Annotated in this window: 13 protein-coding genes and 1 tRNA gene; 6 read left to right on the top strand and 8 right to left on the bottom strand. The window is 42.5% G+C overall.

Annotated elements, in window-relative coordinates:
* Window positions 1-96: 96 nt before the first annotated feature.
* Window positions 97-3,192 carry a multidrug efflux RND transporter permease subunit gene (locus tag FTV13_RS00500; RefSeq protein WP_180010612.1) on the bottom strand — a complete coding sequence of 1,032 codons (3,096 nt, stop codon included), beginning with the start codon at window positions 3,190-3,192 and terminating at the stop codon, window positions 97-99.
* 256 nt (window positions 3,193-3,448) lie between these two features.
* Entirely contained in the window at window positions 3,449-5,050 is a 1,602-nt protein-coding gene (locus tag FTV13_RS00495; RefSeq protein WP_159123482.1) for an isocitrate lyase, read from the bottom strand.
* A gap of 680 nt (window positions 5,051-5,730) precedes the next feature.
* On the opposite strand from FTV13_RS00495, the gene FTV13_RS00490 reads away from it, so the two are divergent.
* The 3 genes from FTV13_RS00490 to FTV13_RS00480 all read left to right on the top strand — a co-directional run bounded on the left by FTV13_RS00490 (window position 5,731) and on the right by FTV13_RS00480 (window position 8,508).
* The gene (locus FTV13_RS00490) at window positions 5,731-6,720 is read left to right on the top strand and encodes a LysR family transcriptional regulator (RefSeq protein WP_004784775.1); all 990 of its coding nucleotides are present in this window, start codon (window positions 5,731-5,733) and stop codon (window positions 6,718-6,720) included.
* Window positions 6,721-6,851: 131 nt separating this feature from the next.
* The gene (locus FTV13_RS00485) at window positions 6,852-8,174 is read left to right on the top strand and encodes a hemolysin family protein (protein WP_004784777.1); all 1,323 of its coding nucleotides are present in this window, start codon (window positions 6,852-6,854) and stop codon (window positions 8,172-8,174) included.
* A 55-nt stretch (window positions 8,175-8,229) separates the two neighbouring features.
* Window positions 8,230-8,508, top strand: coding sequence for a hypothetical protein (locus FTV13_RS00480; protein WP_159123481.1), 279 nt, complete (start codon window positions 8,230-8,232; stop codon window positions 8,506-8,508).
* A gap of 38 nt (window positions 8,509-8,546) precedes the next feature.
* Here the strand turns inward: FTV13_RS00480 and FTV13_RS00475 are convergent, their stop codons facing one another.
* Entirely contained in the window at window positions 8,547-9,053 is a 507-nt protein-coding gene (locus FTV13_RS00475) for a hypothetical protein (RefSeq protein WP_180010610.1), read from the bottom strand.
* Between the two features lie 168 nt (window positions 9,054-9,221).
* Between FTV13_RS00475 and FTV13_RS00470 the strand changes: the two genes are divergently transcribed.
* From FTV13_RS00470 to FTV13_RS00460, 3 genes are all read left to right on the top strand, one after another.
* The gene (locus FTV13_RS00470) at window positions 9,222-9,950 is read left to right on the top strand and encodes a hypothetical protein (RefSeq protein ID WP_159123479.1); all 729 of its coding nucleotides are present in this window, start codon (window positions 9,222-9,224) and stop codon (window positions 9,948-9,950) included.
* A gap of 170 nt (window positions 9,951-10,120) precedes the next feature.
* Window positions 10,121-10,206, top strand: a tRNA-Leu gene (locus FTV13_RS00465).
* A gap of 93 nt (window positions 10,207-10,299) precedes the next feature.
* Entirely contained in the window at window positions 10,300-10,989 is a 690-nt protein-coding gene (locus FTV13_RS00460) for a hypothetical protein (RefSeq protein ID WP_005236809.1), read from the top strand.
* Between the two features lie 28 nt (window positions 10,990-11,017).
* Here the strand turns inward: FTV13_RS00460 and FTV13_RS00455 are convergent, their stop codons facing one another.
* The 5 genes from FTV13_RS00455 to rlmE form a co-directional block, all read right to left on the bottom strand.
* A complete protein-coding gene (locus tag FTV13_RS00455) occupies window positions 11,018-11,332 on the bottom strand; it encodes a DUF5713 family protein (RefSeq protein WP_125278212.1) in 315 nt (104 codons plus the stop codon).
* A 105-nt stretch (window positions 11,333-11,437) separates the two neighbouring features.
* Window positions 11,438-12,289 carry a dihydropteroate synthase gene (gene folP, locus FTV13_RS00450; RefSeq protein ID WP_180010608.1) on the bottom strand — a complete coding sequence of 284 codons (852 nt, stop codon included), beginning with the start codon at window positions 12,287-12,289 and terminating at the stop codon, window positions 11,438-11,440.
* Between the two features lie 78 nt (window positions 12,290-12,367).
* Window positions 12,368-12,982 (bottom strand): GNAT family N-acetyltransferase, encoded by a 615-nt coding sequence (locus tag FTV13_RS00445; RefSeq protein ID WP_180010606.1) that lies wholly within the window; start codon window positions 12,980-12,982, stop codon window positions 12,368-12,370.
* 106 nt (window positions 12,983-13,088) lie between these two features.
* Window positions 13,089-14,978, bottom strand: a complete 1,890-nt coding sequence (gene ftsH / locus FTV13_RS00440) for an ATP-dependent zinc metalloprotease FtsH (RefSeq protein WP_034170205.1) — start codon at window positions 14,976-14,978, stop codon at window positions 13,089-13,091.
* A gap of 133 nt (window positions 14,979-15,111) precedes the next feature.
* The gene (gene rlmE, locus FTV13_RS00435) at window positions 15,112-15,762 is read right to left on the bottom strand and encodes a 23S rRNA (uridine(2552)-2'-O)-methyltransferase RlmE (RefSeq protein WP_004784794.1); all 651 of its coding nucleotides are present in this window, start codon (window positions 15,760-15,762) and stop codon (window positions 15,112-15,114) included.
* Window positions 15,763-15,841: the final 79 nt, after the last annotated feature.

Here is a 15,841-nt window from a genome sequence, read left to right as displayed (position 1 = left end):
CCATGCTTAAATTTAAGCCAATCTTTACCTTTTTATTTCCGATAAAAAAATCCCCGTTATAACGGGGACTTTAGGAGGCTATATTTTCAAGTGATATTAGGTACGTGATTTCTTCGTCGTCATTTGGCGAATTAAAACGTACATAAATGGAATAAAAATCAGTACCAGTATCGTTCCGAAGATCACTCCACCAAAAACACTGATTCCAATCTCTCGACGACTGGCTGCACCAGCACCAAAAGCAAAGACCAGTGGCAGAATCCCAGCACCAAAGGCCAGAGATGTCATCAGGATTGGGCGCAAGCGCAGTGAAGCACCTTCAAGTGCAGCTTCAACTACCGATTTACCTTTTTCCTGAGCCAATGCCGCAAACTCTACGATTAAAATTGCATTCTTACAGGACAGACCAATCGTGGTCAGCAAAGCAATCTGGAAGTAAATATCATTCGGAAAATTTGCCAGAAAACTAAAAATGATATTCCCACCAATCCCTAGAGGAATAGCGGACATGACCGCAGTCGGAATCGTCCAGCTTTCATATAAAGCGGCCAGGCACAGGAAAATGAAACCAATCGACACCAGATATAACCAGATTGCCTGATTACTGGATTGTTTTTCCTCAAAGGATAAACCGCTCCAGACCACGTCAATGCCATCCTGTTCTGCCACCAGATTTTCAACATCTTGCATCGCTTCACCAGAACTGGAACCTTTGACCATATCCGCTTGCATTTGCAGCGAAGTATAGCCCATAAAACGGTTGACCACCTCAGGACCACCACTCCAGTCCACCTGAGCGAAATTACTGAAAGGCACCATCTCGTTCAGGTCATTACGTACATGCCATTGCGCCAGATCTTCAGGTTTGGAACGGAATTCTGCATCGCCCTGCATAATCACCCGTTTAATCCGGCCACGATCAATAAAGTCATTAATATAATTACCCCCCCAGGCCGCTGAAAGCGTACTGTTGATTGCGGATTGACTCAGACCATTGGCCATCGCCTGTTTCTGGTCAATATTGACTTTCAGTTCGGCTTTTTCCGGATTGGAACGCTTATCCAGATTTTCAAAGCTACTATATTGAGCTGCTCCAGCCTGCATATTCTGGAACTGCTCTTCCAGATACTGACGGCCATTACCGTTAATATCACGAATCCAGAAATCCAGGCCGTCGGTTTGCCCTAAACCATTCACTGAAGCCGGCATGCTGATATTGACTTGAGCATCGCGGTTACTGCGAAAATGCTTCATAGCACGTTCACGAATCGCCTGCGCGGTATTTTCTTCTCCAGCACGGTCATCCCAATGCTTCAAGGCAACAAAACCGGTCGCCAGGTTCTGACCGGTACCTGAGAAGTTACGGCCATAACGTAGCATGACCAAGTCGATATTGTCCTTTTCTTCTTCCAGAAAATACTGACGAATCTGCTCACCGACCTGAATGGTGTTTTTCATTGGCGCGCCTTCCTGCAGCCGGATTTGCAGATTCAGAATACCCTGGTCTTCACTCGGCAAAAAGCTGGTGGGTAAGGCGCGATAAAATAAAGCAAATACGCAGAGCAATCCGGCAAACAGCACCAGACTAATGGCCTTATGTTGTAGAGTGACATTAGAAACTTTCAGATAACGATGCTTCAAACCATCCAGTTTCTGGTTAAACCAACTCGCCCACTTGGCAGGTTTTGGATTTGGTTTTAGAATCAGCGCACAAAGTGCAGGTGTCAGAATCAGTGCGACCATCAGCGACAGAGACATCGCTGCCACGAGCGTAATCGAGAACTGACGATAGATCACCCCGGTTGAGCCACCAAAGAATGCCATGGGAATAAAGACCGCGGTTAAAACCAGGGTAATCCCGATCAATGCTCCGCTAATTTCCTGCATGGATTCCAGTGCTGCTTCTTTGGCTGTAAGCTGCTGCTCATGCATCAGACGTTCAACGTTCTCTACCACCACAATGGCATCATCGACCAGCAAGCCAATGGCCAGTACTAAGGCAAACAAAGTCAGCGTATTAATACTCAGTCCCAAAACATAAAGTACTGCCATGGTTCCGAGTAAAACTACAGGCACAGTTACAGTCGGAATTAAGGTGGCACGCCAGTTTTGCAGGAAGATAAACATCACGATGACGACCAGAATGACCGCCTCGAATAAAGTTTTAACGACTTCTTTAATCGATTCTTTAACAAACGGTGTATTGTCACGCGGATAGGCAATTTTATAGCCTTCCGGCAACTGCTGGGAGAGTCGCTCGATTTCAGCCTTGATCAGACTCGACGTCGCAATTGCATTGGCACCGGAGGCCAGTGAAATGCCCAGACCGGCAGAAGGATAGCCGTTGGTGGTGCTATATGACTGATAATTTTCCGCACCCAATTCAACCCGTGCAACATCTTTTAAGTAGATAAAGCTACCATCCCGGGCAGACTTCACAATAATATTTTCAAATTCTTCGACTGTTTTTAAACGGCTGCCTGATGTGACTTTGGCATTCAGATACTGATCATCGGCTGTTGGCAAGTCCCCAATTGCGCCGGCTGCCACTTGAGTATTTTGTGATTCAATCGCTGCCCGCACATCACTTGGCATCAGGTTATATTGTTTCAATTTTGCTGGATTCAGCCAGATGCGCATTGCGAACTGTGAACCAAAAACATCCACTTCCCCAATGCCATCAATTCGGGAAATATCCTGTTCCAGATGCGTGGTCAAATAATCAGACAGTTCAATATTGCTGCTACGCCGTGACTCATCATACAAACCGATGACCATATGGGTATCGCCAAGAGATTTGAAGACATTCACGCCCTGTCGCTGGACATCATCTGGCAAACGATTGAGAACCCCGTTAATCGCATTTTGAACCTGTACTTGTGCTGTATCTGGATCGGTACCATTTTCAAAACTGATGCTGATCCGGCTTCGACCTGAGGAATCACTGCTTGAGCTGAAATACAGCAAGCGGTCGATACCTTTAATTTGCTGTTCCAGCACCTGGGTCACGCTTTCTTCTACTGTTTCTGCAGATGCACCGGTATAGGTTGTTGCCACAGTAATACGAGGCGGTGCAATATCCGGATAACGTTCAACAGGTAAATTCATCACCGCAAAAAGTCCAATGGCCATGACTACAATGGCCAGCACACCTGCAAAAATAGGACGATGAATGAAAAACTTAGACAGCATAAGTCTGAATCACTTTGAATTTAATGAATTATGGAAAGCGTTGCATTATTGAGTCAGCTTAAGGATATTCAGGCAGTGGCCTAGAGAATGCAAGGCTTGATCACAGAAAAATATGTATAAAATTGAATCATGAAGAAAATATGAAGATTTTGCCTTTCATCTAGCTATTTCAACAATTTATAAGGTTATTATTTTTATTTTAGGCATAAAAAAACCCTGCTTGCGCAGGGTTTTTTTAGAATCGATTCAGAGCTGATTAAGCAGAGAATTGGTTCATTGTGTTTTTCGCATCGTCACCCGCTTTAAGCGCGTTGTCACCAGCGAAGATTTCTTTGTGGTCGTCACCGATGTCAGAACCAGCCATTGCTTGGTGTTTCACACAAGCGATACCACCGCGGATTTCTTTACGTTGTACGCCAGCAACATAAGCCAACATACCTTCAGAACCGAAGTAACCTTGAGCAAGCTCGTGAGTAGAAAGAGCAGCTGTGTGGTAAGTAGGCAGAGTGATCAAGTGGTGGAACACGCCTGCTTCACGAGAAGCGTCTGCTTGGAATGTACGTACTTTTTCGTCAGCTTCAGCAGCCAATTCAGAATCGTCGTACTCAGCGCTCATCAATTTAGCGCGGTCGTATGCAGATACGTCTTTACCTTCAGCAACCCAACGGTCGTACGCTTGTTGACGGAAGTTCAGTGTCCAGTTGAATGATGGAGAGTTGTTGTAAACAAGTTTCGCATTTGGCACAACTTCACGTACACGGTTAACCATGTGAGCGATTTCAGCTACGTTTGGAGTCGCAGTTTCGATCCAAAGAAGGTCAGCACCGTTTTGTAAGCTAGTGATACAGTCAAGTACAACGCGGTCGATCTGAGTGCCTTCACGGAACTGGTACAAGCCAGAAGCAAGACGTTTAGGACGGTGAAGTTTGCCATCACGTTTGATCAGGATTTCGTCTTCTTGTGCTTCAGAGATGTCAATTTCTTGAGTGTCTAAGTAGCTGATGTATTGAGAAGCGATGTCGCCTGGCTCTTTAACCACTGGGATTTTTTGAGTCAAGTCAGCGCCTTCAGAGTCAGTACGTGCAACGATGATACCGTCGTCAAGACCCATTTCAAGGAATGCATAGCGAAGAGCGTGGATTTTCGCGATGAAGTCTTCGTGTGGAACTGTAACTTTACCAGCTTGGTGACCACATTGTTTCGCGTCAGAAACCTGGTTTTCGATTTGAAGTGCACAAGCACCCGCTTCGATCATTTTCTTAGCTAGTAAGTAAGTCGCTTCTTCGTTACCGAAACCAGCGTCGATGTCCGCAATGATTGGCACAACGTGAGTTTGGAAGTTGTCGATTTGTGAAGTGATTTCAGCAGCTTTAGCTGTATCACCAGCGTCTTGAGCTTTTTTAAGTGCGCGGAACAGGTCGTTCAGTTCTTTCGCATCAGCTTGACGTAAAAATGTGTAGATTTCTTCGATCAATGCAGGAACAGAAGTTTTTTCGTGCATAGATTGGTCAGGAAGAGGACCGAATTCTGAACGAAGTGCAGCAACCATCCAGCCAGAAAGGTAGATATAGCGACGTTCAGTTGTACCGAAGTATTTTTTGTTCGCAATCATTTTTTGCTGAGCGATGAAACCGTGCCAGCAGCCTAGTGATTGAGTGTATTTGCTAGAGTCTGCATCATAAGCAGCCATATCACGACGCATAATCGCCGCTGTATATTTAGCAATGTCTAAACCAGTTTTGAAACGGTTTTGAAGTTGCATACGCGCAGCATCTTCAGGACTGATGTCTGCCCAAGTGTTACCGAATTTCGCTTTTAATTCGCGGATTGCATCAATCGCTGTTTGGTATGTAGTCATGATATATTCCTGTATTAATATTAGGATTTTTCTGCAACGAACCGCTCAAATCACACCCTCAATGACTTGTTCAGATTTTCGACGATCCGTTGGGATAGCTAAAGATTAGTGGGCTTCGAAAAATTAATCCAATATTCTGCAAGAATTATCATTATTTATTTAAAAAATATGTAGATGAAAGTCTAATTATATATTGATCAATTTTTTATAAGTTATTGTATTTTATATTTTATTTTTGAATTTTTGAAATTGGATTTTGTCTAAAACATCAGCAATAAGAGCAAAAAATATTCATTAGACTTAAGTCTTGCAAGACTTTAGCAGCGCCTAATTTCAGCAATTTTTGTTTATTTTATGAGCCTTAAAACCTAGAATACTTATTTCAAAAGAATTATTTTTCATTTATTTGTTGAAATATTTTTTATCAAACCTGGCACATTATTTGCTAATTCCCTCTGTTTCTTAGAAATACTTTTCTTTCGTTTCGAAGGCAGCCAGATTTCCTTTCTGCTCTTAAAAATAGAGAAGGATTCAGACTGGCAAAATCTGCGGTGAAAGAGACTCTAAAAAGGTATTTCAGTACAATCAGCTGGGCTTTTTTTCATCAGTTGCGTACACAAGCTATAGTAGTTATGGCATAATCCATATAATTTCATAATTTTATTTTCGGTATTTTTTTTATGAATCTGGAGCGGGTCGATCTTAATCTCCTCATTTATCTTGACGTACTTTTACGTGAAAAAAATGTCACGCGTGCAGCAGAACAACTTGGGGTAACCCAGCCTGCGATGAGTAACATTTTACGTCGCTTACGAAATTTATTTAATGATCCTCTCCTGATTCGCTCTTCTGAAGGTATGACCCCAACAGAACGTGCGCTAGAACTCCAACCTCGTATCCGTGACGCCTTAGCGGATCTTTCCATGATTCTGGAACCGCGTACCGAGTTCCGCCCTTATACTTCAAACCGTGTTTTCCGCATCATGACTTCAGATTATGCTGAAGCTACACTGGTACCACGCCTGGTGAAAGCATTACGTTCAGAAGCACCGAATGTGGTTCTCGACTTCTTAACCCCAAGTGATGTGTCCTATCGTGACATGGAACAAGGTAAAGTTGATCTGGCGATTAACCGTTTTAATGAAATTCCGCAAAGCTTCCATCAGGTACTGGTTTGGCGTGACAGCTTTTCTTGCCTGTTAAATAACAAGCATCCGGCTGCGGGCAACCTGAATCTGAAAAGCTATCTGGATGCACAGCATATCTGGGTATCGAAAACCGGTATGGGCGTTGGCTTTGGGGTAAACCCTGAGAAACAGGCGGGTCTCGGCTGGATTGATCAGGCTCTTGAACGTATTGGCCAAAAACGTAAGATTTCGGTATTTACCCGTCATTATCAGATGCCTGGTCTTCTGGCTGCCAATGTCGATCTTGTAGCAACATTACCGACCCGTATTGCACGTCTGCAAGCCAAAAACCAGAACTTACTCATTAAAGACCCACCATTCTATATTCCTGAGTTTGAATTGAAGATGGCGTGGTGTCCTTTATTGCATCATCATCCCGCCCATCGCTGGTTACGTCAGCTGATTCTATATGTAGCCCGTCAGATGATCGAAGAAGAAAATCGTGAATTTTTAATGAATAATTCGCAATTTTCGCATTATTGAATTGAATATTAGCTAAATTGCTCATTTTTAAGCTTATACTCTAGAGACTTGAGTTGCTTTATTTGTACCTCAAGTCTTTTTTTGTGTTAAAAATATTTTTAGCTAGATCATATTAATCCACAGGTGGATTCGTGAGCCTCTTTCAAAACATCGTGATTATCTTATTACTCATCGCGGGGGCCGGTTTTTTATCATTAACAGAAATCGCGCTTGCAGGTGCCCGTAAGGTCAAATTAAAAATTTTGGCTGAATCGGGAGATATTCGCGCTCAAAAAGTTTTAGATTTACAAGAAAACTCTGCTGACTTTTTTGCAGCTTCCCAAATCGGCTTAAACGCCGTTGCCATTTTAGGCGGTATTTTAGGTGAAGGCGCCTTCCGCCCTTATATCATCAATTTACTTTCCAGATTTTATCAAGGTCCCTGGACTGAAACGATTGCGTTCAGCCTGTCCTTCACTGCAGTTACTTCATTATTTATTCTGTTTGCGGACTTGATGCCGAAACGTCTGGCCATGATCGCTCCAGAAAAAATTTCTGTCTCGGTGATTAATCCAATTCAGGTATTTATCAAAATCTGTAAACCACTGGCCTGGTTCATCAATGCCATTGCGAACCTGTTGTTCCGCTTATTTAAAGTGAATACCATCCGAGATGATAATATTACCTTTGCGGATATTTCTGCGGTAATGGATGCGGGTGCTCAGGCAGGTGTGTTACAGAAACAGGAACATCACTTTATTGAGAACGTGTTTGAGCTTGAAGAACGTAATGTTCCTTCCAGTATGACGACTCGCGAAAATGTGGTGTTCTTTACCTTGAAAGAATCAGAAGCCAGTATTCGTCAAAAACTGGCTGAATTTCCTTATTCCAAGTTTTTGGTCTGTAATGAAAATATCGACGATGTGATTGGATATGTCGACTCCAAAGATATTCTGGTTCGTATTCTGAATAATCAGTCTTTACTTCAGTTAAATGAAAATACCATCCGTACGGTTCTAACCATTCCAGATACACTGACTCTATCTGAATTACTGGATCGCTTCCGTTCAACCAAGGAAAAGTTCGCCGTCGTTATTAATGAATATGCCTTGGTCGTAGGTGTGATTACCCTTTCCGACATTATGATTACCGTGATGGGCGACTGGGTTACTCCCCTGGAAGAAGACCAGCAGATCATTAAGCGTGACAGCAATTCATGGTTGATTGATGGCAGTACGCCCATTGAAGACATCAAACATGCGCTGGAAATTGATGAAATGCCAGATGAAGAGAACTATGAAACCCTAGCTGGTTTTATGATGTTCAAGCTGCGCAAGATTCCACGTCCTGCAGATATTGTGCTACATGCGGGTTACAAGTTTGAAGTTGTCGATGTTGATCATTTCAAGATTGACCAGTTACTGGTTACACGTATGCTGGAAGTGAAAAAGCCACCGACAGAAGAATCAGAATAATCTGGTTCTTCTTCAATTTTTTTAAAACTCCAAAAACAATAATAATGAGACTTTTATGAATATTGCTGCGTTACTCGCCTGTCTGAGTTTTTATTCGGCCTTATATTTATTCTATTTCTTCTTTATGCAAGATCAACAGCCTATATTTCTGATCCTAGCAATTGTGCTCATTTTACTTTCAATCTGGCTGACTCCCTATCCTTATGAGCGGCGTCGGCAAGGATTTGATTCGACTTTAAGAATAGGCGAATATTTTTATTATCCACTCATCACCTGGTGGCGGCTGTTTATCTTTCCTGTGCGTTGGCTGCTTTCCCTATTTTATTCTCATTAAAAAAGCACCCGAAGGTGCTTCTTTACATTCAATTCAATTTAGATTTTTGATAAAAGTGCTTCAAGGACTGCCTGATAATGGATCTGGATATCTTCCTGCAAAATTTTGTAGGTATTATCAAATTGCACCATTGGCCAGCCTTCTTTCCAGAATGGGAAAATATTATGTAAGTCATGAGTGACGACCGCATCTTCACGTAGAATCGCCTGTGCAATCTGTGCCAGTACAAAGGCAGTTTCCGCACCATCAATTGCAAGGTAATCAATACCACGTGCTTTTAAAATACGGATACGGTCTTTCTTATAGCGGATTTTTTTGATTTGGGCTTCATTCAGATTCAGGGCCAGAGAAACTGCTTCAACAAATTTTTCTTCAAATGACTGATTCAATACAACCAGCGCCTGTTTATGCGCTTCCTGACGACCCGCTTTACCACCCTGACGAATAACTTCTTTTGCTTCCGTATCTAGCTCATCATTCTTCATGGTTTGAAGGATGTCTAAAATTTCGATGTCGCTTAGCGTCGCAGGAGATTGATCAGTCATAAACTGTCCCTAAAAAATAAATATGCAATGGACTATTTTCGCATAAATCCTCACTAAAAAATTAAAATCTTTAGCTTCAACTCTAATAATTGCAAAATCCGGATCATCTCTATCATTCTGGCGTAAATTGGCTATAGTAGGCGGCAAGTTTCTTATTTACTTTTTATCATGCAAACCAAACAGATTGATCTTTTATTGCAGCAACTTAAACTGCTTTATCCCGCTGCCTTCAAAAGAAATTATCTGTTTTATGGCCAGATCAAGACCAAGGGTATTTTAAGTGATCTCAAGGAACTGATTCCCTGGGTGCTGGCTGCCATGATCTTTGTACCGATTAGCCTGGTTCTCAAAGATGTTTATTCCTCTAAGCTATCAACTGCCCCAGACTTTCAGGCGCAAGCTTATGCAATTCTGACTATTCTGTTATTTCTGATGCTGGTGGTTCCACTAGTGATCAAGCAGATCCGGCACTCTTCTCATTCCCTCTATCAGTTTTTAAGACATACACCGATTAAACTCACTGTAGTCATTGTGCTGGAAGCGCTGAATCTGGTTTTTCTACAAAGCAGTATGACCATGTGGATTCTATTCTTTTTCGGGATCAGTTTTGGTTTTGTACGGTTCTATAAAGAAAATATGTTCCGCCCTGCTACCAATAGCACTGAACAATATCAACTGCAGCAGTTACGTCGCATCTGTTTCTGGGCTTATCAACAAACCTGGAAACTACGTCTGAAATTATTTTTTCATTCCAAGCCGACCTCCCCAAATGAAGAATTGAAAAATCAGCTTCAGCACTATGCGGATTTACATACCCGCTTGTTTAAACTGGAACATGAGCAGTGCAAGAAGATTAAATACATCGATATCGATACTTATCTGGACGAGCACCTGTAAATGTTTTATGAATCACGGCCTGAAATAGAAAATTACATGACTTCTCACGCTTATCATCTAGCATTATGGATTTAATTTTTTAATTTAAACTACTGAATTGCTTGAAAATAAAGCAAACGTATTGAAATTTACTTGCCAAGCTTTATTTCGTCCTCTATTATTGCGCACATGCCCGAGTGGTGAAATCGGTAGACACAGGGGATTTAAAATCCCCCGCCCACAAAGCGTGCCAGTTCGAGTCTGGCCTCGGGCACCATTTTAATTCTGATTAGAATGGTGCAATGAAAATCTCCAGCATTCAGCTGGTTTTTTTTATGCGTGATTATCACCAATAGAATGTGCCCTTCCCATGTCTGCATCCCGTTCTTTTGATCTAGCCAGATTGCAATTACGCCATCCTGATGCATTCTTTTGCAGCCTCAGCTATGGCCGTTATAAATATTTGAACCAGACCACTGATCTCTATCTGTATTTACGTATTGGTATTCTGATCATGATCACAGGATTTTGTTGCCTGTGCTTTTCGCTGCCGTTTTACCCTGACTTTGTGACTTCAAAATATCAGGCGCTTAGTGCAGGTACTATTGTAATGATCGGCATGCTCTATCCTTATATCTGGCGCGCCCAGTTTCAGGCGAAATACAGTTCTGTTCGCTATGCCAAGCGTTTGCAACTCTGCCTGTATATGCAAACCCTGATTGCGATTCTGTCATTTATAAATTATCAGTATTTTCACTCAGCATTTATTACCTTGCCTTGTTTGGCCCTGCTTGCTTTCAGTAGCCTCGTACCGGTTTTAGTTGAGCCCTGCTTTAGAGTTTCGACTCGCAGCACCCTATTGGTACGTTTGCAGAAAATCCGTCAGCTGGCTTACTGGTCTTATCAGCAATCGCAAAGCAAAGAGCCGGAACCGGTGCCTTATCAAAAAGATTTAAAACAGTATTATCTGGATTTGCATCATAGCTGCATGCTGGAAGAGCAGAAATTACTGGATGAAATTCATTATAAAAATTTAAAAGACGTATTTTCAGATTATTAAAAAAAAGCCCTGTTTAACAGGGCTTTTTTTACCATTCGCGATTAACGACCAGTTCTTCCATTTCAATATCAAACAGACCCTGCTCTTGCACGACCATCATCATGGCCTCGGCAATATAGTCTGCGGCAGTATCATCCAGAGACGAATCCAGATCTTCAAACTGTGGCTTCATGGCATTGATGTCTGCCACAGTCTCATGGGCCAGCTGATATACATCCTGATCTGATAAACCGGATTTAGATACTTTTGAAGCAAAACGTTCGATGTGTTGCTTGATTTCTGCAACCAGAATATCGGGATAATATTCATCATCGAACATGGGGAGAAGTAAATCTGCAAACATTACAGGCACTCTAAAAGATGACAATCTAACTTAAGCGTGCCTGTATAGCACATTGCTGTTTAAAAGCCAAACAGCTTGTGCTCCTATATGTCTTTCAGCCCAGATTTAGGCATTTTGCATAGCTTTCCAGATTTTGATGGCGTCTGCTGTTACCTTGACATCATGTGCACGAACCATACAGGCACCTTGCTGAATGCTCAGCAAATGTGCCGCAGCCGAGCCTACTGCACGTGCTTGTGGTTCTGCACCATCTAGTGCAGCACCAATAAAACGTTTGCGGGATAAAGCAGACAAAATCGGATAGCCCATTTCTGTCAATTTATAAAACTCTTGCAACAGCTTTAAATTTTGCTGGGCATTTTTTGCAAATCCAAAACCAGGATCAATCATGATATGTTCAGCTTTAACACCCACATCTAGAGCATCTTGAACCCGTTGTGACAGTTCCCGAATCACATCCTGAGTCACATCATCATACTGATCCAGATTATTCATCGTAGTCGGCTCACCACGCATATGCATGATGATCACCGGAATATTCAGTTCTGCTGCCGTCTCTAACGCTTGTGGACGAGTGAGCGCGCGTACATCATTCCAGATATGTGCACCCGCTTTCACGGCTGCTTTAATCACTTCTGGCTGTGAAGTATCAATCGAGATGATCACATCATGCTTGGCCAGTTCTTCAACTACAGGCACAACACGACGGATTTCTTCTTCAACTTCCACGACTGATGCACCTGGACGTGTAGATTCACCACCCACATCAATTACGGTGGCACCATCAGCAATCATTTCCAGGGCTTTTACTACTGCCTGATCTTTCTGATTGTGCAGCCCCCCATCGCTAAAGGAATCCGGAGTCACATTTAAAATTCCCATCACATGCGGCTGAGACAAATCCAGTTTCAAATGACCGAAAGTCCAGATCTGTGGTCGTAGTGGCTTCAGCTGCATGGTTCAATCCTAGTTCACAATAACCCCGGTATTGTCTTATGGAAAGATCAATAAAGCAAAGCTCAATCTATTCAATAGCTAGATTTCAAAATAGTTCTTATTGGAATATTGCATCAGCTTGGATTGCAGTAACGCTTTTACATCAACCCATTCGCTTTTTAAAATACTATAGATATAACTATCTCTGAGTGTCATGCCATCTTTACGCAGCATATGACATCTAATGATGCCATCCTGTTTGGCACCCAGAGCTTCAATAGCTTTTTGACTTTTAAGATTCAGATGATCAGTCCGAAAGCCTACCACTTGAGCATTCAGCTCTTCAAATGCATGCTGCAGCAAAAGATATTTACAGACCCGGTTTACATAGGTTCGTTGATAAGGTTTGGCATACCAGGTAAAGCCAATTTCAACACGTGGAATTTCCGGCTTGATATCATGATAACTGGTAGTACCAATAGCGCGACCCGAATTCAGATCAATCACAGCAAAAGCCATTCTTTCACCTTTGGACTGCTGTTCAAAAGCTTGGGTAAAGTAGTGTTTAAGTTTATGTAGGTAAGGTACCGAATTATATAACACTTCCCCCAAGTCCCCTTCGGCACATGCATTTTCTAAGTCTGCAAAATGTTCCCAGCTCAGTGGCTCCAAACGTAGCTGATAAATACTAGATTCCAGAACAGGTAAAGTCATTCTTATTTTTACTCAGTGATTTTTATGAATTGACTATAGCATTCAACTAGATATGACAAAACAATGGCCATAAAAAAACCACCCGAAGGTGGTTTTAATTTTTAACTTAGTTCGCTGGTAATGGCGGAGGAGTCATTGGACCATCAGTCGGTGTTACATCAATCACTGGATTGTCTGAAACATAAACTTTAGGTGGTTTTGGCTCACGACCTTCCATAATGTCACGAATCTGTTCACGATCAATTGTTTCCCATTCAAGTAGCGCTTTCACCATGGCATGGGCAATATCTTTGTTGTTTTCAAGGATATCGCGCGCAACCTTGTATTGCTCATCAATAATGCGACGAACTTCCGCATCTACCTGTTGTTGGGTGGCCTCAGAAATCGTACGGGTACCAATGCTACCCATGAAAGACTGTTGAGAGTCATCTTCGTAGACCATGACACCTAACTTGTCTGACATACCATATTTGGTCACCATTGCACGTGCCATTTTAGTTGCACGTTCAAAGTCATTCGAAGCACCAGTCGACATCTGGTTAATGAAGACTTCCTCTGCGATACGACCACCGAACAGGATTGAAAGTTCATTCAACATTTTGTCTTTATAATGGCTAGTCTGGTCAAATTCAGGCAACTGCCAGGTGACACCTAATGCCCAGCCACGCGGCATGATGGTGACTTTATGCACAGGGTCTGTACCTGGAAGCATTTCTGCAACAATCGCATGACCTGCTTCATGGTAAGCCGTAGCACGACGTTCTTCTTCACGAAGTACCATCGATTTACGTTCAGGACCCATGTACAGTTTGTCTTTCGCATCTTCAAAGTCATGCATGTCGACTGTGTTCTTGTTACGGCGTGCAGCAAATAATGCCGCTTCGTTTACAAGATTGGCCAACTGTGCACCTGAGAAGCCTGGCGTACCACGAGCAAGAACTTTGACATCTACACCAGTAGTAGAAGGAAGTTTCTTCAAGTGTACATTCAGGATTTGCTCACGACCTTTAATATCTGGTAGACCTACCATGACTTGACGGTCGAAACGACCTGGACGAAGTAAGGCTTTATCCAGTACATCAGCACGGTTAGTTGCAGCGATGACAATAATGCCTTCATTGCCTTCGAAACCATCCATTTCTACCAGCATCTGGTTCAGAGTCTGTTCACGTTCATCATGACCGCCACCTGTACCTGAACCACGATGACGACCGACTGCATCAATCTCATCAATGAAGATGATACATGGCGCATGACGTTTTGCCTGTTCGAACATGTCACGTACACGTGATGCACCGACACCGACAAACATTTCAACGAAGTCAGAACCTGAGATACTAAAGAATGGAACTTTTGCTTCACCTGCAATGGCTTTAGCCAGCAAGGTTTTACCTGTACCTGGAGGACCCACCATCAGGACGCCTTTAGGAATAGTCGCACCCAAGCGTTTGAATTTTGCAGGATCTTTCAGGAAGTCAACAATTTCGACTACTTCCTGTTTTGCTTCATCACAACCCGCCACATCAGTAAATGTTACTTTGATCTGGTCTTCAGATAGCATTTTCGCTTTAGATTTACCAAAGCTCATTGGGCCATTCTTGCCGCCTGCACCACCACCCATGTTGCGCATAAAGAACATGAATAACAAAATGATTAGAAGTACAGGGAAACTTGCAATCAGCAATTGCATGAGCAAGCCTTGACGTTGAGGCGCTTCACCTTCAACGACCACATTATTTTTAATCAGGCTTGGCATCAGTTCTGGGTCTTGAACTGCCGGGCGAATGCTTTCAAACTCTGAACCGTTTGATTTTTCACCGCGAATTCTTTCGCCATCAATTGTAACTTGTTTAATTTGGCCAGCATTGACCGCGGCAACAAACTCCGAATAGTTCATTGTAGTCGGTTGATTGCGGTCACTGACGTTGCTGAAGATTAACACCAGCACACCCAGTATCACGAGCCACAATACGGCATTCTTAAAAAGATCGCTCAAAGCTTTATTTCCCATTCCAATCTAATTTGATCATGCCCTCGAAGGGTGACCTTAATCAATAAGCTGCAAATCAATTTGCAATAATGTAAAAACCTACAAAATGCACAATTTTTAACGTGTTGGCAAGTAAACTTTATTTCAAAGCCTTCTTGCGTCCCTGTCCGACCAGAAACACTTCTTTCGAACGGGCACGTGATGCAGCAGGTTTAATCGTCTTCAATACATCAAAACTGTTGACGACTTCTTTACGAAATTCATCAAAACCTGAACCCTGGAATACTTTCACTACAAACTGTCCTTTGGGACCGAGTACCTTGTTGGCAAAATCCAGAGCAAGTTCACATAAATAAATCTGACGAGGTTGATCTACAGCTCTATTACCTGATGTATTGGGGGCCATATCTGAAATTACAACGTCTACTGTGCGTCCGTTTAAAATATTTAACAATTTATCGAATACTTCTTGTTCACGGAAATCGCCCTGCAAGAAAGTCACATCAGGTAGCGCATCCATTTCTAAGATGTCTGATGCAATCACCAGACCTTTATCACCGACCAGTTTTCCGGCAATCTGGGACCAGCTTCCTGGGGCAGCACCCAAGTCCACTACCGTCATGCCGGGTTTGATAATGCCGTATTTTTCCTGAATTTCTAGCAACTTGTACGCAGCACGGGCACGATAACCTTCTTTTTGTGCTTTTTTCACATAAAAGTCATCAAGATGCTCTCTCATCCACGCACGACTACTTTTAGATAACTTTTGGTTGGTAATGCGTGTTGCCATAACTCTCTAAATAAAAAAAACTTCTAATGATTCATTGTACGGGAAAAACACATTTTTTGCAGTATACATGTGTATCTAA

Origin of the sequence: Acinetobacter sp. YH12235, from assembly GCF_013417705.1 — a bacterium.
Classification (GTDB): Bacteria; Pseudomonadota; Gammaproteobacteria; order Pseudomonadales; family Moraxellaceae; genus Acinetobacter.
This window is presented reverse-complemented; position numbering and strand designations above follow the sequence as displayed.